This window comes from Rhizobacter sp., from assembly GCA_019635355.1.
Lineage (GTDB): Bacteria > Pseudomonadota > Gammaproteobacteria > Burkholderiales > Burkholderiaceae_C > Rhizobacter.
Genome location: JAHBZQ010000001.1, coordinates 2,172,633 through 2,196,732 on the forward strand (window position 1 = coordinate 2,172,633; position 24,100 = coordinate 2,196,732).

At 69.3% G+C, this 24,100-nt stretch carries 25 protein-coding genes; 7 read left to right on the forward strand and 18 right to left on the reverse strand.

Going from position 1 to position 24,100, the window contains the following annotated elements; all coding sequences use genetic code 11:
* The first annotated feature begins 26 nt into the window (after nucleotides 1-26).
* The 3 genes from radC (at nucleotide 27) to KF892_09685 (ending at nucleotide 1,923) form a co-directional block, all read left to right on the forward strand.
* On the forward strand, nucleotides 27-701 hold the full coding sequence (gene radC / locus KF892_09675; GenBank protein MBX3625268.1) for a DNA repair protein RadC: 675 nt from the start codon (nucleotides 27-29) through the stop codon (nucleotides 699-701).
* A 132-nt stretch (nucleotides 702-833) separates the two neighbouring features.
* Nucleotides 834-1,247 carry a hypothetical protein gene (locus KF892_09680; GenBank protein MBX3625269.1) on the forward strand — a complete coding sequence of 138 codons (414 nt, stop codon included), beginning with the start codon at nucleotides 834-836 and terminating at the stop codon, nucleotides 1,245-1,247.
* A 40-nt stretch (nucleotides 1,248-1,287) separates the two neighbouring features.
* Nucleotides 1,288-1,923 (forward strand): Smr/MutS family protein, encoded by a 636-nt coding sequence (locus KF892_09685; GenBank protein ID MBX3625270.1) that lies wholly within the window; start codon nucleotides 1,288-1,290, stop codon nucleotides 1,921-1,923.
* Here the strand turns inward: KF892_09685 and KF892_09690 are convergent.
* The 4 genes from KF892_09690 to KF892_09705 all read right to left on the reverse strand — a co-directional run bounded on the left by KF892_09690 (nucleotide 1,920) and on the right by KF892_09705 (nucleotide 5,904).
* The gene (locus KF892_09690) at nucleotides 1,920-3,917 is read right to left on the reverse strand and encodes an acyltransferase (protein ID MBX3625271.1); all 1,998 of its coding nucleotides are present in this window, start codon (nucleotides 3,915-3,917) and stop codon (nucleotides 1,920-1,922) included. The genes KF892_09685 and KF892_09690 overlap by 4 nt on opposite strands.
* 85 nt (nucleotides 3,918-4,002) lie before the next feature.
* On the reverse strand, nucleotides 4,003-4,398 hold the full coding sequence (locus KF892_09695) for a group II truncated hemoglobin (GenBank protein MBX3625272.1): 396 nt from the start codon (nucleotides 4,396-4,398) through the stop codon (nucleotides 4,003-4,005).
* 19 nt (nucleotides 4,399-4,417) lie between these two features.
* Nucleotides 4,418-5,230 carry a MinD/ParA family protein gene (locus KF892_09700; protein MBX3625273.1) on the reverse strand — a complete coding sequence of 271 codons (813 nt, stop codon included), beginning with the start codon at nucleotides 5,228-5,230 and terminating at the stop codon, nucleotides 4,418-4,420.
* Nucleotides 5,231-5,241: 11 nt separating this feature from the next.
* Nucleotides 5,242-5,904, reverse strand: coding sequence for a GGDEF domain-containing protein (locus tag KF892_09705; protein MBX3625274.1), 663 nt, complete (start codon nucleotides 5,902-5,904; stop codon nucleotides 5,242-5,244).
* A gap of 249 nt (nucleotides 5,905-6,153) precedes the next feature.
* On the opposite strand from KF892_09705, the gene KF892_09710 reads away from it, so the two are divergent.
* The 3 genes from KF892_09710 to KF892_09720 are packed head-to-tail and all read left to right on the forward strand — an operon-like array spanning nucleotide 6,154 to nucleotide 8,835.
* Nucleotides 6,154-7,026: a chemotaxis protein CheR gene (locus KF892_09710; GenBank protein ID MBX3625275.1), complete on the forward strand. Its 873-nt coding sequence runs from the start codon at nucleotides 6,154-6,156 to the stop codon at nucleotides 7,024-7,026.
* A 46-nt stretch (nucleotides 7,027-7,072) separates the two neighbouring features.
* On the forward strand, nucleotides 7,073-7,717 hold the full coding sequence (cheD, locus tag KF892_09715; GenBank protein MBX3625276.1) for a chemoreceptor glutamine deamidase CheD: 645 nt from the start codon (nucleotides 7,073-7,075) through the stop codon (nucleotides 7,715-7,717).
* Between the two features lie 23 nt (nucleotides 7,718-7,740).
* The gene (locus KF892_09720) at nucleotides 7,741-8,835 is read left to right on the forward strand and encodes a chemotaxis response regulator protein-glutamate methylesterase (GenBank protein MBX3625277.1); all 1,095 of its coding nucleotides are present in this window, start codon (nucleotides 7,741-7,743) and stop codon (nucleotides 8,833-8,835) included.
* Nucleotides 8,836-9,025: 190 nt separating this feature from the next.
* On the opposite strand, the gene KF892_09725 is transcribed toward KF892_09720, so the two are convergent.
* Genes KF892_09725 through KF892_09765 form a run of 9 tightly spaced genes read right to left on the reverse strand, consistent with a single transcriptional unit; the run spans nucleotide 9,026 to nucleotide 18,816 of the window.
* Nucleotides 9,026-10,042: a DUF4438 domain-containing protein gene (locus KF892_09725; protein ID MBX3625278.1), complete on the reverse strand. Its 1,017-nt coding sequence runs from the start codon at nucleotides 10,040-10,042 to the stop codon at nucleotides 9,026-9,028.
* Nucleotides 10,006-10,758, reverse strand: coding sequence for a hypothetical protein (locus KF892_09730; GenBank protein MBX3625279.1), 753 nt, complete (start codon nucleotides 10,756-10,758; stop codon nucleotides 10,006-10,008). The genes KF892_09725 and KF892_09730 overlap by 37 nt, the downstream gene beginning before the upstream one ends.
* Before the next feature lie 2 nt (nucleotides 10,759-10,760).
* The gene (locus KF892_09735; GenBank protein MBX3625280.1) at nucleotides 10,761-11,231 is read right to left on the reverse strand and encodes a hypothetical protein; all 471 of its coding nucleotides are present in this window, start codon (nucleotides 11,229-11,231) and stop codon (nucleotides 10,761-10,763) included.
* Between the two features lie 9 nt (nucleotides 11,232-11,240).
* Nucleotides 11,241-12,329, reverse strand: coding sequence for a hypothetical protein (locus KF892_09740; GenBank protein MBX3625281.1), 1,089 nt, complete (start codon nucleotides 12,327-12,329; stop codon nucleotides 11,241-11,243).
* 58 nt (nucleotides 12,330-12,387) lie between these two features.
* Nucleotides 12,388-13,209, reverse strand: a complete 822-nt coding sequence (locus KF892_09745) for a hypothetical protein (GenBank protein ID MBX3625282.1) — start codon at nucleotides 13,207-13,209, stop codon at nucleotides 12,388-12,390.
* A 30-nt stretch (nucleotides 13,210-13,239) separates the two neighbouring features.
* Entirely contained in the window at nucleotides 13,240-15,102 is a 1,863-nt protein-coding gene (locus KF892_09750) for a hypothetical protein (protein MBX3625283.1), read from the reverse strand.
* A 22-nt stretch (nucleotides 15,103-15,124) separates the two neighbouring features.
* A complete protein-coding gene (locus KF892_09755; protein MBX3625284.1) occupies nucleotides 15,125-16,447 on the reverse strand; it encodes a hypothetical protein in 1,323 nt (440 codons plus the stop codon).
* Nucleotides 16,448-16,480: 33 nt separating this feature from the next.
* Nucleotides 16,481-17,671 (reverse strand): hypothetical protein, encoded by a 1,191-nt coding sequence (locus KF892_09760; protein ID MBX3625285.1) that lies wholly within the window; start codon nucleotides 17,669-17,671, stop codon nucleotides 16,481-16,483.
* A 32-nt stretch (nucleotides 17,672-17,703) separates the two neighbouring features.
* Nucleotides 17,704-18,816 (reverse strand): hypothetical protein, encoded by a 1,113-nt coding sequence (locus KF892_09765; GenBank protein MBX3625286.1) that lies wholly within the window; start codon nucleotides 18,814-18,816, stop codon nucleotides 17,704-17,706.
* A gap of 285 nt (nucleotides 18,817-19,101) precedes the next feature.
* Between KF892_09765 and KF892_09770 the strand changes: the two genes are divergently transcribed.
* A complete protein-coding gene (locus KF892_09770; protein MBX3625287.1) occupies nucleotides 19,102-19,572 on the forward strand; it encodes a response regulator transcription factor in 471 nt (156 codons plus the stop codon).
* 23 nt (nucleotides 19,573-19,595) lie between these two features.
* Here KF892_09770 and KF892_09775 read toward each other — a convergent pair whose 3' ends face one another.
* Genes KF892_09775 through KF892_09795 form a run of 5 tightly spaced genes read right to left on the reverse strand, consistent with a single transcriptional unit; the run spans nucleotide 19,596 to nucleotide 24,073 of the window.
* Nucleotides 19,596-20,756, reverse strand: a complete 1,161-nt coding sequence (locus tag KF892_09775) for an oxygen-independent coproporphyrinogen III oxidase-like protein (GenBank protein ID MBX3625288.1) — start codon at nucleotides 20,754-20,756, stop codon at nucleotides 19,596-19,598.
* A 55-nt stretch (nucleotides 20,757-20,811) separates the two neighbouring features.
* Nucleotides 20,812-21,417, reverse strand: coding sequence for an RdgB/HAM1 family non-canonical purine NTP pyrophosphatase (rdgB, locus tag KF892_09780; protein MBX3625289.1), 606 nt, complete (start codon nucleotides 21,415-21,417; stop codon nucleotides 20,812-20,814).
* Between the two features lie 2 nt (nucleotides 21,418-21,419).
* Entirely contained in the window at nucleotides 21,420-22,145 is a 726-nt protein-coding gene (rph, locus tag KF892_09785; GenBank protein MBX3625290.1) for a ribonuclease PH, read from the reverse strand.
* 38 nt (nucleotides 22,146-22,183) lie between these two features.
* Nucleotides 22,184-23,098: a serine/threonine-protein phosphatase gene (locus KF892_09790; GenBank protein MBX3625291.1), complete on the reverse strand. Its 915-nt coding sequence runs from the start codon at nucleotides 23,096-23,098 to the stop codon at nucleotides 22,184-22,186.
* 6 nt (nucleotides 23,099-23,104) lie between these two features.
* The gene (locus tag KF892_09795; GenBank protein ID MBX3625292.1) at nucleotides 23,105-24,073 is read right to left on the reverse strand and encodes a serine/threonine protein kinase; all 969 of its coding nucleotides are present in this window, start codon (nucleotides 24,071-24,073) and stop codon (nucleotides 23,105-23,107) included.
* Nucleotides 24,074-24,100 lie beyond the last annotated feature (27 nt).

The following is a 24,100-nucleotide window of genomic DNA, read 5'->3' on the forward strand; positions in this document are numbered from 1 at the left end:
CCGCGAATTTTAGTTGGCACCCCCACATGGTTCTGAAAGACCTTCCGCCAGACGCACGGCCGCGTGAAAAGCTGCTGGCGCGCGGCCCCGATGCCCTGGCCGACGCCGAGCTGATCGCCCTCTTGCTGCGCACCGGCGTCAAGGGCCTCTCGGTGCTGCAGCTGGCGCAGCGGCTGCTCACCGACTTCGGCGGCCTCTCGGGCCTTTTGCAGGCCGAGCCCGACGACCTCAAGCGCATCAAGGGCCTGGGCCCGGCCAAGCGAGCCGAGATGAGCGCGGTGCTGGAGCTGGCGCGCCGCTCACTCTCGCAAGAGCTGATGCAGCGCCCCGTCTTCGACTCACCGGCCAAGGTGAAGGACTACCTGCGCCTGCAGATCGGCGGCAAACCGCACGAGGTGTTCGTGGTGCTGTTCCTCGACGCGCAGAACCGGCTGATCCGCGCCGAAGAGATGTTCCGCGGCACGCTGACGCAGACGAGCGTCTACCCGCGCGAGGTGCTGAAACGCGCACTCGACCTCGGCGCTGCCGCCGTGCTGCTGGCCCACAACCACCCCTCTGGCGCGGCCGAGCCCTCGCGGGCCGATGAATTCCTCACGCAGACCCTCAACAAAGCCCTGGCGTTGATCGACGTGCGGGTGCTCGACCACCTGGTGGTGAGCCAGGCCGAGGTGGTGTCGTTCGCCGAGCGCGGGCTGCTGTAAGGCTGCCCCGGCGATGTCCCCTGTTCGAGGGACGAGGCGCAGCCATCGCCTGTAACCGTGACTTGCGTCCTTTCCGCGGGCTAACGCCACTCCTACAGTGACGGCATGCTGTTCATTCAAAGGAGTGTGGAAATGAACACCAATGCCATTCTCTGGGCCGCCGGTGCGGTGCTGATGCTGGTCACCCTCGGCCAATGGATCGTGCTGCGCTCGCGCTACCTCGACGGCCTCAACAAACAACGCACGCGCCACGCCCTGCAGTTGCAGACGGCCGGCCAGCACATCGAGCAGGCCAAGCGCCAGATCGCCCAACTGCAACTCGACCTCGGCGGCGCCCGCTCACAACTGGCTCGCATCGCTGCACGCCAGCACCAGCAGGCCGCCATCCCGGTGCGCGCCGCTGCCGCCGACGCCCAGGCCGCCCGCCGCGAGGCGGGCGTCACCGCCAAACGCGGCGAGCCCTTCGACGGCTTCGCCGACACCTTGCCCGCGCTGCAGTACCCGCACGACCCCGGCGTGCTGGCCACCTACCCCCGCTCGCACTGAGCCCCACCGAGGGGTTTGGCGCGGGCGCTAAAGTGCCCGCATGAGCTCCCGCGGCCTGCACACCCTGTCGGAACTGAAAGCCGCGCTCGACCGGGCACGGCGCGAAGCCGAGCGGCAGGACGCCCTGCAACGCGAGATCGCCGCGCGCGAAAAGCGTGAGCGCGAACTCTTCGCGATCACCGTCGGCCCCGTGCAACCCGTGCGCCCCACCGGGCGGGCACGACAGGCGCGGGCCCTGCCCACGCCCGAGCCGCGCCAGCGTCAGCGCGACGAGCGCGAGGCGCTGCGCGAATCGCTGTCCGACGAGTTCAACGTCGACACCCTGCTCGAAACCGACGAGACGCTCTCCTTCCGCCGCCCCGAGATCGGCCTCGACGTGGTGCGCAAGCTGCGCCGCGGCGGCTGGGCCATCCAGGCGCAACTCGACCTGCACGGCCTGCGCCGCGACCCGGCGCGGGTGAAGCTCAACGCCTTCATCCGCGACGCGGCCGAACAAGGCCTGCGCTGCGTGCGCGTGGTGCACGGCAAGGGCCTGGGCTCACCCGGCCGCGAGCCGGTACTCAAAGCGCGCGTGCGCAGCTGGCTGGTACAGAAGAACGAGGTGCTGGCGTTCGTGCAGGCACGGCCGGCCGAGGGGGGCAGCGGCGCGCTGGTGGTGTTGCTGAAGGCCTCTTAGCGCGCGGGTTCACTCGCGAGCTGGCCGACCAAAGCCGGCGCGCTCATCTGGGCTGCCAAAGCCTCCGCCCAACGGGCACTGCCCGAGCGAGCCAGGTGCCCGTTGTCGTAGTAGACCGGCTGGCCCTCGACCATCGAGGCGCAGGTGCCGCTCTGGCACAGCACCTGCGACGGTGAGAACGATCCGGCAATGAAGGGTCGATTGCGCTCCTTGGCCTGGAAGAAGAACGCCGTCTGTTCGCGGTATTCGGCCGCGCTGTAGTCGAGCTTCGAGGTCGTGCCGCGCAAGAGCGCGAGCGCCGCGGCCCGAGGCACGTGCTCGCGCGAGCCGGGCACAGGCTCCCACAGGTAGACGGCCTTGCCGCTCGCGTGAAGTGCGCGCACCGTGGCATCGAACTGCTGCTGGAACAAGGCCACGGAGCCCGCCTCACCCAGGTTCCGATCGGGCGACGTGCTGAGACGGCCTTCGATGGCCTGGCGCCACGACGACACCAGGAACACGCTCTTGATCTGCGGGTCCGCGAGCGCCGTGGCGATCATGGTTTCGTTCAGCGAATGGCAGGTCGTGCCGCCCCGCTGGACGTGCACCCCGCGCAGCGGAGGGCAGGAGTTCATGAACGCGAAGCGCGCAGCCTGGCCTGTCTTCTTGAGCCAGAGGTCGATGGCATCCTGCGCAGCCCAGGCATGCGAGTCGCCCCAGATCGCCCACGTGGGCGCCTGACCCGGTGTGCCCAACGAACACAGGGCCGGGGCCGTTCCGGTGGTGGAAGCCCTGAACTCGGCGCAGGCGTCGCCGGGGCGATCGGTGGCGAAAGAGGCGACCCGTGCCACTTCGGCGGGCAGGCGCTGCGGCAGGCCGTGGGTGGCGATCACCGTGGCGCACAGCACGACGCTCAAGGCCAGCCCGGCACCATACCCGCCGACGAAGCCTCGGCGGCCCGGCAGCACGCGCCCGGTGCGAAACGGCGTCTCGACCCAGCGGTACAGCAGGGTCGACAGCACGAAGCACACCGCCACCATCGTCAGCCGCCAGCCGAGCGTGTAGCCCTCGCCCAGCTCATTGGACGCAAACACGTTGATCGGCCAGTGCACCAGGTACAAGGAATACGAGATGCGGCCGATGGCCACCATCGGTTTCGTCGACAAGACCTGCGTCGACCAGGCTCCGGGCGCACCGCCCGCGACCAGCAGGCACGCGGCCCCGAGCGTCGGCAACAAGGCAAAGGCGCCGGGGAAACGGGTGTCGGGTGTGTAGCCCGCAATTGCTGCGGCGATGAGCACTGCCCCCACCGCACCCAGCACATGCGCCAGGCCCACGTGCCGCAGACGCGGCGCCCAGGTCAACAGGGCGCCGATCAGCAGCTCCCAGGCCCGGGTGGGCATCAGGTAGAAGGTCGCTTCAGGTTTGGAGCCCACGAACTTCACGTTCAAGGCGAACGACAGCAGCGCCACCCCGAGCACGACCCACGGCGCGAGCGATCGCCCGCGCTTGAGCAGGAACACCAGCAGCAGCGGGTACAGGATGTAGAACTGCTCCTCGACCGAGAGCGACCAGGTATGAAGCAGGTAGATGTTGCCCGCCTGCAGCCCGAAGTAGTTGACGTTGCGCCAGAAGTAGATGTTGGCGACGTAGAACTGCGTCGCCGCCGCTTCTTCGGCGAGCTGCTGGAAGTCCGCCTGCAGCAGCCGCAGTGCGCCATAAACGAGCACCAACGCCAGCACGACGAAAAGCGCGGGCGCCAGCCGACGCAAGCGCCTGACCCAGAAGTCGATCAACGAGAACCGCTGCGCCTCGACCTGCTGCCGCACGATGGCCGTGATCAGGAAGCCCGAGATCACGAAGAACACGTCGACGCCGATGAAGCCGCTCTTGCCGGCCGAAAACAGATGGAAGTGAAAAACGACAACGAGCAGGACGGCGACTGCCCTCAGCCCGTCGATGTCCGGCCGGTAAGCGATGGCGCTTCCGTGCGCTTGTTCCGAATTGCTCGGCATGCGTTGCCCTCCTCATGTTGTGTGTGGAATCCCTCAAGGGGGGATTCTCACAAATCGGGCTCTGCAGGCCGGCCGCTGCCGGCGCTCAGGCGCCGTGCTGGTTCCGCATCCAGTCGGCGGTCTTGAAGAAGGCTTCCTTCAGGCGCGCGATCAGCGATTCGTCGAACCCTTCCTCCTGCATCGCCTGCACCATGCACGCCATCCACTGGTCGCGGCCCTTGATGCCGATGGCAAACGGCAGGTGCCGCGCCCGCAGCATCGGGTGGCCGAAGCGGTCGGTGTAGTGAGACGGGCCGCCCAGCCAGCCGCAGAGGAACCAGAAGAGCTTGTCACGCGAGCCTTCGGTGGTGGTGGGGTGCAGGGCGCGCAGCTCGGCGTAGGCCGGCTCCAGGTCCATCAGGTCGTAGAAGCGGTCGACGAGAGATCGCACGGCAGCTTCGCCGCCGACACGCTCGAAAGCGGTCTGGGTGTGTTCGGTCACGGGAATCGCGAGGGAAGAATCAGGATTCGCAGAGTTTGCCTGCGATGGCCGCAATGCCCTTGGCGGCGTCGCACCCTGGCAGCATCTCGAGCAGCAGCTGGCGCTTCTGCACCGCTTCGCGCACCGATTTGTCGGTGGGAATCTCCCCCAGCAGCTCGAGCTTCACCGGCCCCTTGCCCTCGGGCAGGCTCGGCGACACGAATCGGTCGACCACCTGCTGCAGCTGGCCGCGGATCACCCGGCCTTCGCCGGCCTTGCCCACCTGGTTGACGATGAGCGAGATGCGCTCGCGCTGCTGCTGCGTGGCGAGCACCTTCACCGTGGCGTAGGCGTCGGTGAGCGAGGTGGGCTCCGGGGTGGCGACCACGAGCACATCGGTCGCGAGCGAGACGGCGAACAGCACCACGTCGGAGATGCCGGCGCCGGTGTCGAGCAGCACCCGGTCGTAGCGCGGCGTGACGGTCTCGATGATGCGCAGCAGCTGGTCGCGCACCTCGGATGTCAGACGTGAATACTCGACCAGGCCCGAGCCCGCCAGCAGCACCGAGAAGCCGCCCGGTGCCGGCAGGATCGCGTCTTCGAGCTTGGCCTTGCCGGTGAAGACGTCGTGCAGCGTGATCTTCGGGAAGAGGTTGAGCACCACGTCGAGGTTGGCCAAGCCAAGGTCGGCATCGAGCACCAGCACCTTCTCGCCGCGCCGCGCCAGCGCCGCGGCCAGGTTCGCCGACACGAAGGTCTTGCCCACGCCGCCCTTGCCGCTCGTCACGGCCAAGATGCGGGCGGCACGGCCTGAAGCCGGTGCAGCGTTAGGGGGCGATGCAGGGGTGGTCATGACGTGTGTTGCTATTCGATGCCCTGGAACTGCGACACACCGAAGAGCAGCCCCTTCTCTTCGGCGCTCACGAGCGAGACTGGAGGCATTTCGAGGCAGGCCCGGTTCCGGCCCTCGGTCTTGGCGCGGTAGAGCTGCTGGTCGGCGCGCTCGATCCACAGCGGCGCCGAAGAGCGCACCCACTGCGGCGCAAAGGCCCCGCCCAGGCTGATGGTGATGTTGATCGACTCGGTGAGGCCGATGGCCACCGGCCGGTGCTCCACCTTGCGGCGAATGCGCTCGGCCACCGTCTGCCCGAAAGCGGGCGGGCAGTTGGGCAGGATGATCGCGAACTCTTCGCCGCCCAGGCGCGCCACCGTGTCCATCGGGCGCACGCATTCGTTGAGCGACTGGGCCACCGACTGGATCACCAGGTCGCCCGCCGCATGGCCGTGGGTGTCGTTCACCGCCTTGAAGCGGTCGATGTCGGCGATGAGCACCAACGCCGGCTCGCCGGCACGGGCCACGCGGTCGATCTCGCGGGCCAGCGCCAGCTCGAACTGGCGGCGGTTGGCCAGGCCCGTGAGCGGGTCGCGGCTGGAGAGGTTGCACAGCGCATCGATCACCGCCTGCAGCCAGGCGGCCTGGCCCACCTCGTCGCGGTCGGGCAGCGTGTGCCCCGATTGCGACAGCAACTGCAGCGCCGCTCCCAGCTTCAGCTGTGAGGGTTCGGGGTTTGCGGGGGTGTTAGCCACGTCGGTCGAAGGGTTGTCGGGCAGTCTACAGCGACCCCCTTGGTGAGCCAGCGCGAGATAGGGGGTGAAGGCCTGCCAACTTGGCCCTTTCGGCGCGCTCAAGCCGCCCAGACTTCAGGCCGATAAGACCCGCAGAACCGGGCTCGCCGACCTTCCGGCGCACGCATACGACCAGGACAAGCTTCACCCATGAGCGCCGCATCCCCTGCCGAACTCGCCGCCTTGCGCAACGCCGCCACCGCTGTGGCCGACCGTGCCGACCAGGAGTTCACATTCAGCAGCGCCGACTTCGACCGCGTGCGCCAGCTGATCTACCAGCACGCCGGCATCAGCCTGCACGCCGGCAAGCAGGCCATGGTCTACAGCCGCCTGTCGCGCCGCCTGCGCGAGACGAGCCAGCGCTCGTTCAGCCAGTACCTGCAGTCGCTCGAGAGCCTGCAGCCGTCGCACCCCGAGTGGCAGGAGTTCGTGAACTGCCTCACGACCAACCTGACCTCGTTCTTCCGCGAAGAGCATCACTTCCAGATGCTCGCCACCGAACTCAAGGCCCGCGCCGGCCAGAGCGTGCGCATCTGGTGCAACGCCGCGTCGACCGGCGAGGAACCCTACTCGCTCGCCATGACCTGCGCCGAGAACATGCCCTCGGGCTCGGTGAAGATCATGGCCAGCGACATCGACACCAAGGTGCTCGCCACCGCCGGCCGCGGCGTCTACAGCGCCGATGCACGCGGCCTCTCGCCCGAGCGGCTGCGTGCCCACTTCCTGCGTGGCAAGGGCGCCAACAGCGGCTCCATCCGCGTGAAGCCCGAGCTGGCCCGCATGATCGAATTCCGCACGCACAACCTGATGGAAGCGCGCTGGCAGCTCGGCGAGCCCTTCGACATCGTGTTCTGCCGCAACGTGATGATCTATTTCGATGCGCCCACGCAGCGCCGCGTGCTCGAGCGCATCCACGGCGTGATGAAACCCAAGAGCCTGCTGTTCGTGGGCCATTCCGAGAACTTCACCGAATCGAAAGACCTCTTCCGCCTGCGCGGCAAGACGGTCTACGAGCGCGTGTGACGCCCTCGCTCAAGCCCACCCAGAAGCACACCGATATCGGGACAACATGGCCTTGATCTCCTCCTCCAACCCAGCCCCCGGCTCGCGCCTGGAGCGGCTGAAATCGCAAGCACGCAAGCCTGGAGAGGCCTCGTTCTTCTTCTACGACGCGCACTTCAAGAACGACGCGGTGAAGATCCTGCCCGGCGAGTACTTCGTGCACAACGAAGACATGCTGATCATGACCACGCTCGGCTCGTGCATCGCCGCGTGCATCTACGACCGCAACGCCAAGGTCGGCGGCATGAACCACTTCATGCTGCCCGACGGCGCCGGCGACTCGGGCCGCTACGGCTCGTATGCGATGGAACTGCTCATCAACGAGATGATGAAGCGCGGCGCCAACCGCATGACGATGGAAGCCAAGATCTTCGGCGGCGGCCAGGTGGTAAGCGGCATGACCACGATGAACGTGGGCGAGCGCAACACCAACTTCGTGATGGACTACCTGAAGACCGAGCGCATCCCCATCGTCTCGAAGGACGTGCTCGACGTGTACCCGCGCAAGGTCTGCTTCCTGCCGGGCAGCGGCAAGGCCATGGTCAAGCGCCTTGCGCCCACCAACACCGAAGCCCTGCTGGCACAAGACCGCGCCGCAGCCCAGAAGGCCGTGCCCGCCTCCACCGGGGGTGGCTCGGTCGACTTGTTCTGAAGCGGAAACGGGAGAACAACAACATGCCCAAGACCCGCGTCATCGTGGTGGACGACTCGGCCCTGGTTCGCAGCCTGCTCGCCGAGATCATCAACCGCCAGGCCGACATGGAATGCATCGGTGCGGCCGCCGACCCTTTGGTCGCCCGCGAGATGATCCGCAACCTCAACCCCGACGTCATCACGCTCGACGTGGAGATGCCGCGCATGGACGGCATCGACTTCCTCTCGAAGCTGATGCGCCTGCGGCCGATGCCGGTGGTGATGGTGTCGACGCTGACCGAGCGCGGCGCCGACGTCACGCTCAAGGCCCTGGAGCTCGGCGCCATCGACTTCGTCGCCAAGCCCAAGATCGGCGTGGCCGACGGCCTGCGCCTGCTGGCCGAAGACATCACCGACAAGGTGCGCATCGCGAGCAAGGCGCACATCCGCAAGGCCGCCCCTGCGCCGGCCGCCACGGGCAACGCCGCCTCGACCACGCGGCCCGCGCCGCTGGCGCCGGTGTCCCTCGGCCGCCTGTCGACCGAGAAGATCATCTTCATCGGCGCCTCCACCGGCGGCACCGAGGCCACCAAGGAAGTGCTGATGAACCTGCCGCCCGATTGCCCGGCGGTCGTCATCACCCAGCACATGCCGCCCGGCTTCACCAAGAGCTATGCCGCACGACTCGATGGCCTGTGCAAGATCCGCGTGGCCGAAGCGCGCGACGGCGAGCGCATCCTGCCCGGCCATGCGTACATCGCCCCCGGTGGCTTCCACCTGAGCGTGGAGCGCAGCGGCGCCAACTACATCGCCCGCGTGCAAGACGGCGACCCGGTCAACCGCCACAAGCCCTCGGTCGAGGTGCTGTTCAAGTCGGCCGCACGCGTGGCCGGCCCCAACGCGCTGGGCATCATGCTCACCGGCATGGGCGGCGACGGTGCGCGTGCCATGAAAGAGATGCGCGACGCCGGCAGCTACAACTACGTGCAGGACGAAGCGTCGTGCGTGGTGTTCGGCATGCCGCGCGAAGCCATCAACGCGGGGGCGGCGCATGAAGTGCTGCCGCTCAACCAGATCGCCGGCAAGCTCATCGAGCGCCTGCGCAGCACGGCAGGCATGTCGACCAACCGGGTGTAAGGGGCCCCCCAGTCGCTGGCGCTCCTGCCCCCGAGGGGCTGAGCCCGGACGCAGCTTGTCCAGTGGACAAGCTGTGCCTGGCGAAGAGCCGGGCCTCTGGCCCGGCGCGGCCTGCAAGGCCCACGCCAGGGGCCCGGCAAAGCCGGTTCCCCGGCGCGTGGCTTGAGGGCAGCGGCGCTTCGCGCGCTGGTCATCGGGCGAGGGCGGGTTCTTGCGCCGTTGAGCATTTCCGGCGATCGATTTCGGTGAGCGTCGAACGCTCGACCGCAGGCTGCGCGCGCCGCACGCCGAGGATCTCGGCCAGGTTTGCACGCGGGTCGAGCATCGGCCGCAGGTGGGTGAGCGGACCGGTGAGCAGCGCCGTCACACCCGGGCCGTGGCCGCTCACCGTGCTGTCGCCGTGCACGATCACGCCGATGGTCACGCGCGTCTGCCGCGCCGAGGTGCCGAAGCGCGTGTCGTTGCCGACGATCGCCACCATGTCGCCGAAGCGCAGGCTGCCCAGGCGGTAGCGGCGACGCGTCTCGCGGTCGACGAGCTGGATGTCGGTGTCGCCGCGCCAGGCGGTGTTCTTGCCCAGGCCCGAGCCCATCACGCGGGCCGGCACCAGGTGCGTGACGGGCGCATGCAGCTGCCCGTCGCGCTGTACCAGGCCCCAGCGGCGGATGAGCCGCGGCGAGCAGTTCATCGCGGTGATGCGTGGGTGGTCGAGCAGGCGCAGGCCCATGCCGTGCGAGACGATCTGCACCCGGTCGCCGATCTGCAGGCGCATCAGCACATCGGTCGGGAAGTCGACCATCACATGGTTCACGCCGCCGTGCTTGCCGGTCACCACGCCCGTCTTGCCGGTGCAGGGGCCGCTGATCACACGCGCCAGGTTGCCCACGCAGGCGTAGGTGAGCAGCGCGTTGTTGGGCCCGTCGCGCGGGCCGATCACCTCGCGGCTGTTGTTGTGCAGCGAGACGCCGGGCTCGATGTGGTCGCCCGCCATGCCCACGCACAGGTCGCCGATGCGCCGGTTGAGCACGATGCCGCCGGTGCCCGGCAGCACGCGCGGCACGCCGTCGTGGCCCACGCGGTGGGGCGCGGCGCGTGCCACCGGATGCGCGATCTGGCCGGCCACGCTCACCGCCACCAGCTCGTCGGCGTTGATGCGCGGGGCGCTGCGGCTCACACGGGGTACCACCAGGCGTTGGCGCGTGTCCATGGGTCGGTTTCGTCGTCGGCGCTCGCGATGTCGGGGGCTGCGCGGGGTGCCACGAGCACATGCACCACCGCCAGCGGCGGAAGAGACTGCAGCAAGGCGGCGAGCCCCACGGCCGCGAGGGATTGCCGGACCAGCTGGCGCTCGGCGGCGAACAGCCCGGGACCGTCGTCAGCGTTGCGCTCCACCGGCAGGTGCAGGCGCTGCAGGGCTTGCACCGGCCAGGGCGCGGCATCGCCTGCCCCGCAGGGGGTCAGGATCATCGCGCCCTCCAGGGCGGCCGACAGCGCCACGGCGTCATACGCTGCCACCACCGGGTCGAACCCGCGCCGCCAATCGGCGCTGGGCATCGCGTCGTGCCGCGTGGCGAGCGCTTCCGACAGCCACTCGTAGCGGCCGAGCAACTCATCGTCCAGCGTGCCCTTGATCTGCGACTCGGCCAGGTTGTCGCCCACCCAGCGCAAGGTCCACGAGCCCGCGTCCGTGCGTTCGCGCAGCAGCAGCCATTCGTGAAGGGCCGTCGAGTCCGGCCCGGCATCACGCAGGAGCTCGCTCGCATCGAGCAGCTGCCAGAACGAGCGGGTGAGCCAGGTCTCGAAGACGCGTGTGAGCCGCTGCGCGAGCCGCGGGCCGGCGGCGTGTCCCAACGCAAGCGCAGGGTCGACCACACAGCGCAGCTTGGGCTGCTCGACGGTCACGCGCAGGTCGCTGGCACCCATGATCAGGCGTCGAATTCGTCGAAGACATCGGTTTCCAGAAGACGCAACCCGGGGGTGCCGGGGCGGCGGCTGCGCGTCTCGTTGATCACCGGGTTGCGGTTGTTGGCCGCATAGACCACCTTGCGGATGATGTCGCCGGTGCGCGGATGGATCTGCAGGAAGACGCCACGCCGGTTGCTGCTGTGCTGGAGGTGGTCACGGATGTGGTCGTCCATTCCGCGGCGGGTGGTATCGACCTCGATGTGCGTGGTGCGGTGCCGCTGCGGGTGGCGGAACTGCAGGTCAGGCCACAGGTCGGGGTTGCCGACTTCCCGGCCGTACTCGCGGCGGCGGTGCGTGACGAAGATGTTGCTGCGCGGGAACCAGCGCTGGACCTGCTGCGCCACCTGCCCGATGACGCGCTCATGCGGGCGCTGGATGATCGCGTCATCGACACCCTCGTCGAAACCATCCCGGAAGTAGTGGTAGGACATTCGCGCTCCTCACGCCGCCTGCGGCACGCCCAGCACGCTCTGCAGCGCCGGGGTCACGCCGGGGAAGCCGCGCCCTTCGGGCGTCATGCGGTAGGCCGCGACCCAGGCTTCGGCATGCGCCCCCATCGGCCGCACGGTGCTCTGGAAGAGGATGGGGTCGATGGCGGTCTTGAAGTCGTTGTCGGCCACGAACTGCAGGATGCGCCGCCCGCTCTCGGCCATCTTGGCGCGCTGCGAGGGCTCGGCGGTGCCGCCGAGGTAGCGGTTGGAGACGATCTCGACCACGTCCCACTTGGTGTTGGCGTCGAAGGCCTTCTTGATGTCGGGCGAGTCGAGCAGCTGCAGGATGGCCTTGAGGTGGTGGCCGGTTTCCATCGCCAGCGAGAAGATGTTGCCGTAGGTGGAGCGGTCGAGCGCGTAGCGCAGGTCGAGGCCGATGCGCTGCACGGTGGCCACGCTGCCGAAGGGCCGCTGCTCGATGAGCTGGCCGCCACGGATCACCTCGCCGATCAAGAGGTCGCGGAAGTACTGGCCGAGCGAGACCATGAAGCCCACGAGCTGGCGGTGGAAGTTGCGGTTGACCACCGCGCCGGCGGGCGGCGCATTGGTGCCGTAGTTGAAGGCACGGCGGTAGGCCACCATGCGCTCGTTGCGGCCGTAGCGCAGCGGCCGCCACTTTTCGAGCAGGTACAGGCCGCGCGCGCCAGGGCCGCGCTGGATGCGCATCTTGCCCAGGCGGAACAGGCGCAGGAGCGTCTCCACCACCTCGAAGATCTTCATGCGCTCGTGCTGGTAGATGTAGTACAGCTCGGCCGCCGCATGCAGCTGGCTGGGCACGATTGCGTCGTCGAAATCGGGCGTGATGTGCGGGTAGGAGATCTGGTCGAAGTCGGGCGCGCCCTTGTCGCCGAACCCGATCAGGTCGAGGAAGCCGTCGCGGCCCTCGCCGCCGGTGGCCGCGCCCTTGAGCAGCTCGCCGAAGCGCTGCTCGAAGGAGCCTTCGAACTTCTGGCGCTGCTCGGGCGGCATGGCGGCAAGCTGGTCGCGCAGGAAGGTCTCCCACAGCCGCTGGATGGTTTCGGTGGTCTGGAAGCTCATGACCTTTTCTCCTGGAACGGTGGTCGGGCATTGCGTGGATGGGGCCGGTGCTCAGGCATCAGGGTTTGGCCTTGCGCGCGCGGGCCTTGCGGGCCGGGGCGGCGGGGGTGGCCGCGGCGGTGCCGGGCGTTGGGGCGGCCTTGGGCACGGGCGGCCAGTCGGGTGCGGCGCCCGAAGCGGTAGCGGCGACCTCGCACTTGGCGGCCAGCAGCAGCGCGGCACGGCGGTTCAGCTCGGCGAAAAGGCGCGGGTCGTCTTGCGGGGCACCGGCCTTCTGCCACTGCTCGAAGGGCTGCAGGTCGACGGCGCGGCTGAGCAGCACCAGGGCATTGGCCGCGGGCGTGCCAGCGAGGAGCCGGCCCACGTCGGCCACCAGCGTGCGCGTGGTGGGGTCACCGAGCCTGGCGAGCACGCTGTCCAGGGTGACGTTGCGGCGGTCCATCAGCGGGACGGCCAGCGTGGTGAGGCGGGCGATGACGGTGTAGGCCAGGTCGGACATGTCACCTCGCGACACACAGCTGTCGGTGCGCGAGCGGGTGTTGTCGGCCAGTTGTTCGGCGGCCGTGACGCTGCGGCGCAGGAGCTCGGCGTCGGTGGCGCTCATCTGCGTGGTGACGCTGAAGCTCGTGGGCAGGCGCAAGCCGCCGATCGCCTTGTCGATCGAGCTGATGTCGCCCTTGAGCACCTTCAGTTCCGACAGCTGGCGCCGCTCGGTGTCGAGCGTGTCGATCCTGTTCTGCCAGAAGGGGCTGCGCGCCGGGCCGACGGCCACGGTCGGCTTGGGCGCAGGCGCCGGTGCGGGCGCCGCGGCCCCCACGAGGCGTCTGACCACACGGCCCTGGGCCGTGTCAGCGAAGTCGGGAACGATGGAAGTCGCCATGAGGGGCTCCTGTGTCGTGGGTCGTTCGTGTCAGCGCCCGCTGCCGTTCCGGCCGCTGTTGTAGGCAATGGTGTCGAGCGAGGTCTCGAGGTGCGCCGGGATGTTCGGGCCGTGCAGCCCGCAGTCGGTCTGCACGTTGGTGGCGCCGGCGGCGAGCAGGGCCATCGCGTTTTCGAGCAGCGCCGACATCTCGCCGTCCGGGCCGAACACCGTGGAGGTGCGGATGCAGTTGGGCGCCATCTGGTCGACCAGCTGCTCCCAGCGCTGCTCGCCGTCGCGCTGCAGGCACAGCTCCTGGTGCAGCACGTCGGTGAAGCGGAACACCGAGCCCGGCACGATGCCGTTGGCCAGGCGCCAGGCTTCGAAGTTGTTGCGGGTGTGCTTTTCCCAGTCGGCCCACTCGGGCGTGCCGGCCTTGGGCCGCAGCAGGCTGCTCAGGTTGACGAGGGTGCGGCGCAGCTCGGGCCGCGGCGTGGCGCCGACGGGTTCGTCGGCGGCGGCGGGGTCGCCGCGCTGCGGCGGGTCGGTGGCCTGGCCGGCGGCGGTGGTGGTGAGCAGCAGCGCGTCCATCAGGTAGCTGTAGGCGGCGGCGCGCAGCTCGGGCTGGCCGAGGTCGTCACGGCCCACGGCATAGAGGTCGATCGCACGGTCGACGTCGTACAGCGCCTTGTCGAGCAGGATCTGGCTGAGCGCGGTGGTGTCGTCGCAGTTGCAGCGCATCAGACAGTCGAGCTGGCTCGCAAGCCGCCCGCGCTCGATGGTGAGCTTCGTCAGGCGGCGGTCGGCTTCGTGCTCCTCTTCCTGCGTGTAGAGCCCGTAGAAGACGATGGGCGGGCGTGCCACGCGCAGCAGGCGGAAGCCCCCCGCGGTGCCAAAGCCGTCGGCGAAGAGGCGCAGCGCTTCGAGGAAAGACGTGAGCGGCGGCGACTCGGGGTTGACGAGCTGGTAGCCGAAGTTGATGAGCCGGTAGAAGCGCTGCAGGTCCACCTGCGCGGTGGAGCCGAGCGCACGCAGGCCGGAGGCCGTGCCTTGCGCGGCGCGGCGCACCAGCGCGTCCATCGTGCGGCCGAGCTCCTGCTCGGTCATGAGCGCCCGCAGGTCGCCCTGGCCTTGCAGCTCCAGCGCATCGAAGAGGCGGCGGTAGGCGTCGATGCCACGTGGCCAGTCGTTGGGCTGGCCGGTGAATTGCAGCGAGCCCAGCAGGTTGCGCAGCGCGTGCATGCAGGCGTCGCGCCGTGTCTGCAGCTCGGAGTACGGCGCTTGCAGCAGGAAACGCCCGCCGGCAAAGCCGTTGTTGGCCATGCTCTCGCCCACCAGCACGAGGATCACCGAGTTCACCTCGTCGATGCTCTGCGCGAGGCTGCGGTAGCTGTCGTTCATCGAGGGCGTGAGCGCGCCCACCAGGCGGGCCAGCCGCGCATAGTCGCCGAGCGTGCGGCGCAGGCCGAAGGCGCGGTCGCGCTGGCGCGGGTCGAGGCCGAAGCGCGCGGCGTTGGTCGCCTCGGCCACCGCGGCACGGATGGCGTCGGCCCAGCCGTCGAGCTCGGGCGCCACGTCTTTCAGGAGGTTGCTGGAGGTGAGCTCCTGCAGGTCCTTGTCGACGTCCTGGCGGGCCTGCTCGAGATCGATCGCGGTGGCGGTGCGCTCCATCGCCGCCGGCACGAAGAGCGGCTTGGTCTGCAGGAAGGGCAGCCCCTGCGCCTCCTGCTCGATGGCGCGGGTGCGCGCATCGTGCTGGTAGCGCTCGCGCAGCGCGTTGGCGATCTGCTGCGGGTTGCTCGGGTCGCCGACGCCGAGCTCGCGGCGGATCAGGTTGTCCATCTCCAGACGCAGCGGGTCGGGCGTGCCCACGTCGCCGCGGGCGGGGGTTCCGATGTAGGCCAGGTTCGACATGTTCGGGTCCTCGTTGAGTGAATCAGGCGGCAAGCTTCAAAGGCTCTCGCCGCGGCAGCGGGGGGGCGGTGGCCTGCGGTGCGCCCTGCGCCGACCGCTGGGTCTGGATGAGCTGCTCGATCACGCTGCGAGCCAGGCGCTGCGGCGCCACGCGCCCGCCTTCCAGCGCGTAGTGCGCGGCGCTCACCAGGTGGCGCGGCGCGAGCGCCGTGCTGTGCCCGGCGGCCAGCCGGCGGGCGCCGTCGCGGATGGCCGCCTCGTCCTGCGGGCCGTAGGGGATCACGTCGGCCAGCGCACGCTGCGCGAGATTGCGCCGCGTCTGGAACGCGATCTCGTCGACCACCTCGGGAATCACCCGCGGTGCACTCGAGATCAGCGCCGGCGGGATGCGGTTGACCCCGTCGCGCTGGTACAGCGCCTGCCACACGCGCAAGAGCCGCGCCGCGTGGTCGGTGAAGCCGATGCGCCGCAGCATCTCGGCCAGCAGGTACACGCGCAGGTAGGCCGTGGGGTGCGCGCCGCCGGGCCGGTAGGTCAGCGTGCGCGGCTGCGGGTGCGCCAGGAAGTCGGCCATGCCCCAGGCGGCGGCCGGCCCGCCCAACAAGATGGCGGCCAGGTCCGCAAAGATTTCCTTGTGCCAGCGGCCATAGACGGTGGCGAGGAAGGGGTCGCGGGCCGAGCCCATCACCCGGCGCAGCACGGCCTGGCGGTTCTCCTGCCAGATGCCCAGGTCCGACTGCAGGTTGTGCGCCACTTCGTGCAGGAAGACCGACTGCCAGGGCTGGTCGCGGTCCCAGGGAATGCGGATCAGCGGGAACGGATTCGCTTCTCCCAACAACCTCGACAGCGACACGCCGCGCCGCATGGTGGCAGGCGAATAGCCGTGCTCCATGTAGCACACGGGCTTGAGCAGCGCGCCCTCGAAGATGCGCGGTGCGGCCTCGCGCACCGCGAGGTAGCAGTCTTCGGCGATCACGTCGTGCGCGGCGAGCGAGGGGCCGAAGGCGGTGCCGCGCTGCGCCAGCACTTCGTAGAACATGCCGAAGAGCCGGCGTGCCCGGTCGAGCTCGCGCTCGACCAGCGCCACGTCGATCAGCACGCGCTGCACCGGGCGGCCCTCCCACCCCTGGCGCAGTTGCGCGAAGCGTGTGCGGATGCGCTGCTCCACCCGCGCCAGCCGGTTGTTGGCGGCATCGAAGTGGCGCGCCGACGGCGCGTAAGGCATGTCTTGCGGGCGCAGGCCAACGAAGGCGTTGTCGATGCGTGCGAGCCGCGAGAGCCGGGCCGACAGCCCGTTGATCTTGGCGCGCAGGAATCGCCGTACCGATGCGGTCTGGGCCGACATGGACATGCTCCTTGGGTCGTGGTGCGTGCGGGCCTAGCGGGCGCGGATGTGGATGGACACCGGGCCGCGTAGGTTGATGCGCCGGCCCGCGCCGCAGTGCGCGCAGCCCCCGACCGCACCGCCCCGCCGCGCGGCGGCTGCCGTGCCCGGCGTGACCACCGCGGCACGCCGCGCCACCGGCGCCACCGTGCGGGCGATCACGCGCGCTGCCGCACCGCGCGGCGTGGTGCGGCGCGCGGCCGGCACCAGCGGCCGGGCGAGGCGGCGCACCGCCTGCGGCCGGCGCGCCACTGCCTGCGCGGCACGCTGCACCACCGCGCGGCCTGGCGCGGCGGCACGCGCCGCTGCTGCACCACACGCCGCTTGGCCGCACCGCACGCGCCACCGCACGCGCGGCGGGCGGGCCCTGGCGGCACCATGCCGGCGCACCGCACGCGTCACGCCCCGCACCGCGGCGCGGCGCACCGCCGGCGCGGCGCGCGCGATGGCCGGCACGGCGCGGCGCACCACCATGCCGGCGAGCACCGGCGCGGCGGCGTCGATGCCGTCTTCGTCAAGGCCGTCGACCAGCTCGTCGAAGGCTTCGAACTCGTCGGCACCGTCGGCGAGCAGGCGGCCGGCCACGTTGGCGATGCGGCCGATCATCTGCGCCTGCGGGATCGGGATCATGCTGGCGATCGGGCCCACCACACGCGCGGCCTGGCCCACGCCGCGGCCCACGCGGCGGGCGATGTTGGCCGCGCCGCTGGCCAGGCTGCGCAGGCGGCTGAAGAACTCGTCGCCATCGGCGGCGTCGAGCGCGTCGGCCACAGCGTCTTCCAGCGAATCGACGTCGTCGCCGGCATCGAACTCGTCGTAGCCCTCGCCTTCGTCGAACTCGTCGTATTCGTCATAGGCGTCGTAGTCGTCGCCTTCGTCGAACTCATCGGCGCCCAGCAGCCCGCCGAGCAGGCCGCCCAGCCCCCCACCGCCGCCGCCCCCTGGGGCACCACGGCGCCCGCGGCGTGCACCGCCACGCCCGCCACCGCCCAGCAGGCGGCCGAGACCACCGGCGATGGCGCCGAAGAACTCGTCGTCGCCCTCGTCGCCTTCGTCGTAGGCATCGTCGTCATCGCCCTCGTCGTACTCGTCATAGTCGTCGTAGGCACTCGCCGCACCGCCCGCAGGGCCCTCGGCGGCGTCGTACATCAGGTCGTCCATCACGTCGGCTTCAAATCGGTCCATGGTTTGCTCCTTTCAGCACCGTGTTTCGAGAGTTACGCCCGCTGCGGGCTGATGGTCAGGGTGACCGGTCCTTGGAAGGTGAAGGTGCGCGTGCCGCGGGGGCCCGGCATGGCCGGTGCGCCACGCCCCATCGACGCAGGCCGCGCGAGGGGCCGGGGGCCTGCCGCACCGCTCTGGGGCTGTGCCAGTCGGCGCACCACCTGCGGGTTCTGCGCAACGCGGCGCGCGGCTTGCGGCAGGCCCCGCCGCACCACCTGCATCGCACGCTGCGGCGTGGGCGCACGCCGCGTGGCCACCCGCGTGGCGGCCTGCGCCAGGCGCGGCAACGCGGCCACCGCCCGCGGCCCGCGGTGGCGCACGAGCTCGCGTGCCGCCGCGGCCACGCCGCGCACCAGGGCGCGGCGCCCCGCCTGCGAGACCTGCTGCAGATTGCGAAAACCCAGGCCGCGTGCGGCGGTGCGAGCCGCCAGCGCCACCACCGCGGGCAGCGCCTCGTCCACCCCGTCCTCGGCGAAAAGGTCGGCCATGTCGTCGAAGGCCTCGAAGGCATCGGCGCCCTGCCCCATCAGCTGGCTGAGCTGCGCGAGCAGCCCCTGCGCGCCACCCGCGGCACGGCCCACGCCCTGCGCCATGCGGCCCACGTTGCCGAAAGCACCGGCCGCCCCCGGCGCGCCGAGCATGCGTGCGAGCCGGGCGGCGGCCTGGGCGGCAGGCGCCACGCGCCGCGCCGCGCCCCCCACCTGCCCGGCCACCTGGCCGGCCCGCTGCGCGAACGAGCCCACACGCCCCGCCACGCTGCCCCCGGCTCCCCGCCCGAGCGCACCGGCGGCGCGCCCCAGGCCACCGAGCAGGCGGCCGAAGAATTCATCGTCGTCGGCCGCATCCAGGCCGTCGGCGATCTCTTCTTCGAAGGCGTTCCACACCGCCATGTCGTCGGCGCCTTCGCCGAAGGCATCGCCCAGGTCGTCGGCACCGTCGCCGTCGAAGGCGTCGCCGCTGGCCACGGCCGGGCCCATCTCGTCGACGAACTCGTCACCCGACGCGTCGGCCTCGTCAAAGCCGTCGTCGCCGGCGTCGTAGCCTTCACCCGCCGCGTCGAGCGCATCGGTGTCGTCCATCACGTCGCTGTCAAAAGGTTGATCCATCGGGTGCCTCCGTCGTGGCCGGGTCGGTTGACCATGCGATGGACTCTAGGCAGCGCGACCACGAGCGACCAGTCCGCGTTGTCGCTCGCCCGGATGGGCGCGCTCCGGCGTGCTCTCGCAAGCGCGGGCCCTCGTTCGCATACCCTCAAAAGCACGTGTCCATCGAGGCCTGTCAAATCGATCAGGTCCCCTAACACTTGGGGTGATGCGACAGGTGGTGAGGTGGCACGATCGCCCCCTCAGTCGCCGGCCAGGCAGCCCGCGACGCGGGGACGGGGGGCACGGATGAACGAGCACCATCACGAGAGCGATGCGCACTGCGAGAGCGCATCCGCCGGGACGAGCGTCCGTGTCGGCAGCCAGCTCTGCCGCATCATCTGTGTTGATGACATCGTGCCCAAGCACGTCGTGGAAGGCCGCCACCATGCGCGGCCCCGCCTCGTGTATGCGGCCGGCGAGCTGGCTCACTTCGAGATCGGCCTCCACCGCTACGCCCTGGTGCTCGACGCCGACGCGAAGGAAGAGGCGAGCGTGCCGCGCGAGAACCTGCACGACCTGCTGACCAACCGCGAGATGCAGATCGTGCAGTTCGTCTGCCTGGGCTACCTCACCAAGCAGATCGCCGACCGACTGCACCTCAGCGAGTTCACGGTGCGCTCGTACCTCAAGACGATCTACTGCAAGCTCGGCGTGCGCTCGCGTGCGGCGATGGTGTTCCGCTACACGCAGACCTTCGGCGCGGTGAAGGCCGATTGACCCGCCGAGGCATCAGCCCAGGATCAACCGAGGAAGAGGGCCTGCAGGTCCGAGAGGAAATCGAAGCCGCGCGGCGTGGGCCGCACACGGGCGAAGTCCCGCTCGACGAACCCGCGCTTCTGCGCTTCGTCGAGCGGCTTGGCAATCGCCGACAGCGGCAGGCCGGTGCGCTCGGTGAAGCGCGCCAGCTCGAAGCCATCGCGCAGGCGCAGCGCGTTGAGCATGAACTCGAAGGCCAGCGCGTCGCGCTTCACCTCTTCGTCGTTCGAGATGGCCTGGCCTTCCGCCGCCTTCGCCATGTAGGTCTGCGGCTCACGCCAGCGCACCTGGCGCACCACGCGGTGCGGAAAACTCAGCTTGCTGTGCGCCCCGGCGCCGATGCCGAGGTAGTCGCCGAACTGCCAGTAGTTGAGGTTGTGCTGGCAATGGTGGCCGCGTTGTGCGAAGGCTGAGACTTCGTAGCGGGCGAGCCCGGTCGTTGCCGTCTGCTCGGTGATCACGTCCAGCATGTCGAACGCGGTGTCGTCGTCGGGCACCGTCGGCGGGTGCTTGGCAAACCAGGTGTTCGCCTCGATCGTCAGGTGGTAGATCGACAGGTGCGGCGGCGCGTAGGCCAGCGCCTGCGCGAGGTCTTCGCGCAGCTCGGCCACCGTCTGCCCCGGCAGGGCGTACATCAGGTCGAGGTTGAAGGTGTCGAAGGTGTCCTTCGCTTCTTCCACTGCGGCCCGGGCCTGCGCCGCATCGTGCACACGGCCGATGGCCTGCAGCTTCTCGTCGTTGAAGCTCTGCACACCGATCGACAGGCGCGTGACACCCGCGGCCTTGTAGCCACGGAAGCGATCGCGCTCGAAGGTGCCGGGGTTCGCTTCGAGCGTGATCTCGCAGCCGGGCTCCAGCGGCAGGCGTGCGCGCACGTCGGCGATCAGCTCGCCGATGGCGTCGGGCGAGAAGAGGCTGGGCGTGCCGCCGCCGATGAAGACGCTGTGGATGCGGCGGCCCCAGATGAAAGGCAGCGCGGCTTCCAGATCGGCGCGCAGCGCGGCGAGATACGCCGCCTCGGGCACGCCGCCCTTCTGCTCATGCGAGTTGAAATCGCAATACGGGCATTTCTTCAGGCACCACGGCAGGTGCACGTAGAGCGACAGCGGCGGCAACGCGCCGAGGTTCATCACCCCAGGGCGCATGTAGCGCGCGACGAGGTCCTCGGTGCGGCCCGGGCCGGCCGCCGTGATGGGGATGTCAGCCAAGGTGCCACACGTCTCGCATCAGCGCGAGCATTTGCTGCGACGCGATCGCGCGATGGCTGTGTGCGTTCTTGGTGGCGGCATCGAGCTCGGCCACGCTCTTGCCGAGCGAAGGGATGAACAGCAAGGGGTCGTAGCCAAAGCCGCCTTCGCCACGCGGTTCCCAGAGCACCACGCCGTCCCAACGGCCGAAAGCGATCAAGGGCTCGGGGTCGTCGGCCGAGCGCACCGCGACCAACGCGCTGACGAAACGCGCGCGGCGATCGTCCTTGTCGTCCATCTGCTCCAGCAGGACACGGTTGTTCTCGTCGTCATCCTTGGGGCGGCCAAAGAGCGTGGCGTAGCGGGCCGACAGCACGCCGGGCGCGCCGCCGAGTGCGTCGACACACAGGCCCGAGTCGTCGGCAATCGCCGCCGACTTCGCGTGGGCCGCGGCATGCCGCGCCTTCTCCAACGCGTTCTCGACGAAGGTGACGTGCGGCTCTTCGGCTTCAGGAATGCCGAGGCTGCCTTGCGTGACGAGCTCCAGGCCCAGCGGCGCAAAGAGCGTCTGCAGCTCGACGAGCTTCTTGGCGTTGTTCGACGCCAGCACCAACCTCATGGTCAGCCTTCGAGCGCTTGGCGCTGCGCGGCCACAAGCTCGCGGATGCCCTTGTCGGCGAGGGCGAGCAGTTGGTCCATGTCGCCACGCGTGAAGGCTGCGCCTTCGGCCGTGCCCTGCACTTCGACGAAGCTGCCGGCGGCGGTCATCACGACGTTCATGTCGGTGTCGCAAGCCGAGTCTTCGACGTATTCGAGGTCGAGCAAGGGCGTGCCCTCGACGATGCCCACCGAGATCGCCGCCACCGCCTCGCGGATCGGCGACTCGACCAGGAGGCCTTGCTTCTGCAACCACTTCACCGCATCGGCCGCGGCCACGTAGGCGCCGGTGATGGCGGCGGTGCGGGTGCCGCCGTCGGCCTGCAGCACGTCGCAGTCGAGGTGGATGGTGCGCTCGCCGAGCTTCTTCAGGTCGAACACGCAGCGCAGCGAACGGCCGATGAGACGCTGGATCTCCTGCGTGCGGCCACTCTGCTTGCCGCGGGCAGCTTCGCGATCACCCCGCGTGTGCGTGGCGCGCGGCAGCATGCCGTATTCGGCCGTCACCCAGCCTTCACCGCTGCCCCGCTTGTGCGGCGGCACCTTCTCTTCCACCGAGGCGGTGCACAGCACCTTGGTGTCGCCGAAGGCGATGAGGACGGAACCCTCGGCGTGCTTGGTGTAGCCGCGGGTGATGGTGACGGGGCGCAGGGCGTCTGCGGCGCGGTTCTGGGTGCGTTGGAATGTCATGGCCCGTATTGTCGGCGATGGCCGACTTGGGCCCGACGTCAGGACTTCTTCTGCGACGAGCGACGGATCGCTTCGTTGATCTCGCGGATGGAGCGTTCGATCTCGGCTTCGTCGAGCTCGTCGGGCGGCTCCTGGCCGAGCACGCTGGCCTGGATGGTCGACGCGAACACCTCTTCGCCCAGGGTCTGGGTGGAGATGCCGGAGTTGCTGTCGCCGTCTTCGGCCGATTCCCATTCGACGGCCAGCACCGAGACGTTGTCGCTCTTCGGGCCGCCGTTGCGCAGCGCCTGCTCCACAAGCTCGGGCACCGCGTCGGAAATCGTGTTGCGCGCCAGCTGGTCGGTGATCTCAGCGTCGCTCACCGTGCCCCACAGGCCATCGGAGCACAGCAGCAGCCGGTCGCCGGCCTGCAGCATCAGCGGGCCGACCGTGTCGACCACCGGCTTGCCCGGGCTGCCGAGGCAGGTGAAGAGCACGTTGCGGTTGAAACGCTCGCCCATGGGCACGACGTGGCTCATGGTCTCTTGCAGTTCGGAATACGAATGGTCGCGGGTGCGCGCCACGAGCTTCTCGCCACGCACGAGGTACAGCCGCGAATCGCCACAGTGCGCCCAATAGGCCATGTTCCCTTGCAGGACGCAGGCGACGACCGTCGTGCGGGGCGTGTCGATCAGCGCCTTCTGCGTGGCATAGCGCAGCAGCTGGTGGTGGCCGGCGATGATGGCTTCGTGCAGGAAGCGCATCGGCTCCTTGAGCGTGGGCTTCGCATCGCGCTGGAACATCGCGGCCAGCGTCTGCAGCGCGAGCTGCGATGCGACTTCGCCTTCCGGGTGACCGCCCATGCCATCTGCCAGCGCGAAGAGACCGGAGTCCCGCGTGTAGCAGTAGCCCATGCGGTCTTCGTTCTTCTCGCGGCCGCCCTTGCGGCTGACCTGGTAGACGCTGAATCGCATCGGGGTTTAGGCCTTGGCGCCGGTGGTGAGGTTTTCGAGTTGCAGCTTCAGGCGTTCGCTGAAGCTGAGCTTGGTGTAGCGGCGCTCGGTCTCGCGCGCTAGTTCTTTCTGCAGCGAGAACACGCTCTGCGGACGCGACAGCGGGTCGAGCGACATGCACCACTCGGTGACTTCGATCAGGTTGTCGGAATAGACGTTGCGCAGGCGCGAGAGGCTCAGCGCCAGGCGGTCTTTCTCGATGCGCTGGGGTGCGTCGTTCGGCGGGTAGCCCTGCATGCAGGCGTAGATGCAGGCGCCGACCGCGTAGATGTCGGTCCAGGGGCCGAGCGTGCCGTCACGGCGGTACATCTCGGGGGCGGCGAAGCCCGGCGTGTACATCGGGCGGATGAAGTTGCCTTCCTTGCTCAGCACTTCGCGCGCAGCGCCGAAGTCGAGCAGCACCGCCTTGTTCTCGTTCGTGATGAAGATGTTGGCCGGCTTGATGTCGAGGTGCAGCATCTTGTGCTGGTGCACGATGCGCAGGCCGCGCAGGATTTCATCGAACAGCGAACGGATGGTCGACTCGCGGAAGACCTTGTCGCGCTTCAGGTCGCGCGCGGTGACGATGAAGTCCTGCAGGGTGTCGCCCTGCAGATAGTTCATCACCATGTAGACGGTGTCGTTCTCGCGGAAGAAGTTGAGTACCGAGACCACGCTCGGGTGCGAGATCTGCGCGAGGTTGCGGCCTTCTTCGAAGAAGCTCTTCAGGCCGAGACGATAGAGAGGCTGCTTTTCGGGCTTGACGCGCGGCATCAGTTCGCCGGGCGCACGCTCTGCAAGAGAGGACGGCAGGTATTCCTTGACGGCCACGAGGTGCCGGTCGGAGTCTTCCGCAAGGTACACGACGCCGAAGCCGCCGGCTGCCAGTTTCTTGATGATCTGGTACCCGCCGACCACGGTGCCCGAGGGCAATGGCGCAGGTTTCGGCTTTGACATAATCTCTTTTTGCAATGCGATAAGTCG

What these genes read in the sequence shown, in the direction of transcription:
- KF892_09775 (MBX3625288.1), bottom strand. Translation starts at nt 20,756, where the DNA reads ATGCGCCCTGGGGTGATGAACCTCGGCGCGTTGCCGCCGCTGTCGCTC.
- KF892_09690 (MBX3625271.1), bottom strand. Translation starts at nt 3,917, where the DNA reads ATGCCGAGCAATTCGGAACAAGCGCACGGAAGCGCCATCGCTTACCGG.
- KF892_09740 (MBX3625281.1), bottom strand. Translation starts at nt 12,329, where the DNA reads ATGAGCTTCCAGACCACCGAAACCATCCAGCGGCTGTGGGAGACCTTC.
- radC (MBX3625268.1), top strand. Translation starts at nt 27, where the DNA reads ATGGTTCTGAAAGACCTTCCGCCAGACGCACGGCCGCGTGAAAAGCTG.
- KF892_09700 (MBX3625273.1), bottom strand. Translation starts at nt 5,230, where the DNA reads ATGACCACCCCTGCATCGCCCCCTAACGCTGCACCGGCTTCAGGCCGT.
- rph (MBX3625290.1), bottom strand. Translation starts at nt 22,145, where the DNA reads ATGACATTCCAACGCACCCAGAACCGCGCCGCAGACGCCCTGCGCCCC.
- KF892_09765 (MBX3625286.1), bottom strand. Translation starts at nt 18,816, where the DNA reads ATGGATCAACCTTTTGACAGCGACGTGATGGACGACACCGATGCGCTC.
- cheD (MBX3625276.1), top strand. Translation starts at nt 7,073, where the DNA reads ATGGCCTTGATCTCCTCCTCCAACCCAGCCCCCGGCTCGCGCCTGGAG.
- KF892_09760 (MBX3625285.1), bottom strand. Translation starts at nt 17,671, where the DNA reads ATGGACCGATTTGAAGCCGACGTGATGGACGACCTGATGTACGACGCC.
- KF892_09735 (MBX3625280.1), bottom strand. Translation starts at nt 11,231, where the DNA reads ATGTCCTACCACTACTTCCGGGATGGTTTCGACGAGGGTGTCGATGAC.
- KF892_09685 (MBX3625270.1), top strand. Translation starts at nt 1,288, where the DNA reads ATGAGCTCCCGCGGCCTGCACACCCTGTCGGAACTGAAAGCCGCGCTC.
- KF892_09790 (MBX3625291.1), bottom strand. Translation starts at nt 23,098, where the DNA reads ATGCGATTCAGCGTCTACCAGGTCAGCCGCAAGGGCGGCCGCGAGAAG.
- KF892_09710 (MBX3625275.1), top strand. Translation starts at nt 6,154, where the DNA reads ATGAGCGCCGCATCCCCTGCCGAACTCGCCGCCTTGCGCAACGCCGCC.
- KF892_09680 (MBX3625269.1), top strand. Translation starts at nt 834, where the DNA reads ATGAACACCAATGCCATTCTCTGGGCCGCCGGTGCGGTGCTGATGCTG.
- KF892_09745 (MBX3625282.1), bottom strand. Translation starts at nt 13,209, where the DNA reads ATGGCGACTTCCATCGTTCCCGACTTCGCTGACACGGCCCAGGGCCGT.
- KF892_09770 (MBX3625287.1), top strand. Translation starts at nt 19,102, where the DNA reads ATGAACGAGCACCATCACGAGAGCGATGCGCACTGCGAGAGCGCATCC.
- KF892_09750 (MBX3625283.1), bottom strand. Translation starts at nt 15,102, where the DNA reads ATGTCGAACCTGGCCTACATCGGAACCCCCGCCCGCGGCGACGTGGGC.
- rdgB (MBX3625289.1), bottom strand. Translation starts at nt 21,417, where the DNA reads ATGAGGTTGGTGCTGGCGTCGAACAACGCCAAGAAGCTCGTCGAGCTG.
- KF892_09725 (MBX3625278.1), bottom strand. Translation starts at nt 10,042, where the DNA reads ATGGACACGCGCCAACGCCTGGTGGTACCCCGTGTGAGCCGCAGCGCC.
- KF892_09795 (MBX3625292.1), bottom strand. Translation starts at nt 24,073, where the DNA reads ATGTCAAAGCCGAAACCTGCGCCATTGCCCTCGGGCACCGTGGTCGGC.
- KF892_09755 (MBX3625284.1), bottom strand. Translation starts at nt 16,447, where the DNA reads ATGTCGGCCCAGACCGCATCGGTACGGCGATTCCTGCGCGCCAAGATC.
- KF892_09730 (MBX3625279.1), bottom strand. Translation starts at nt 10,758, where the DNA reads ATGGGTGCCAGCGACCTGCGCGTGACCGTCGAGCAGCCCAAGCTGCGC.
- KF892_09720 (MBX3625277.1), top strand. Translation starts at nt 7,741, where the DNA reads ATGCCCAAGACCCGCGTCATCGTGGTGGACGACTCGGCCCTGGTTCGC.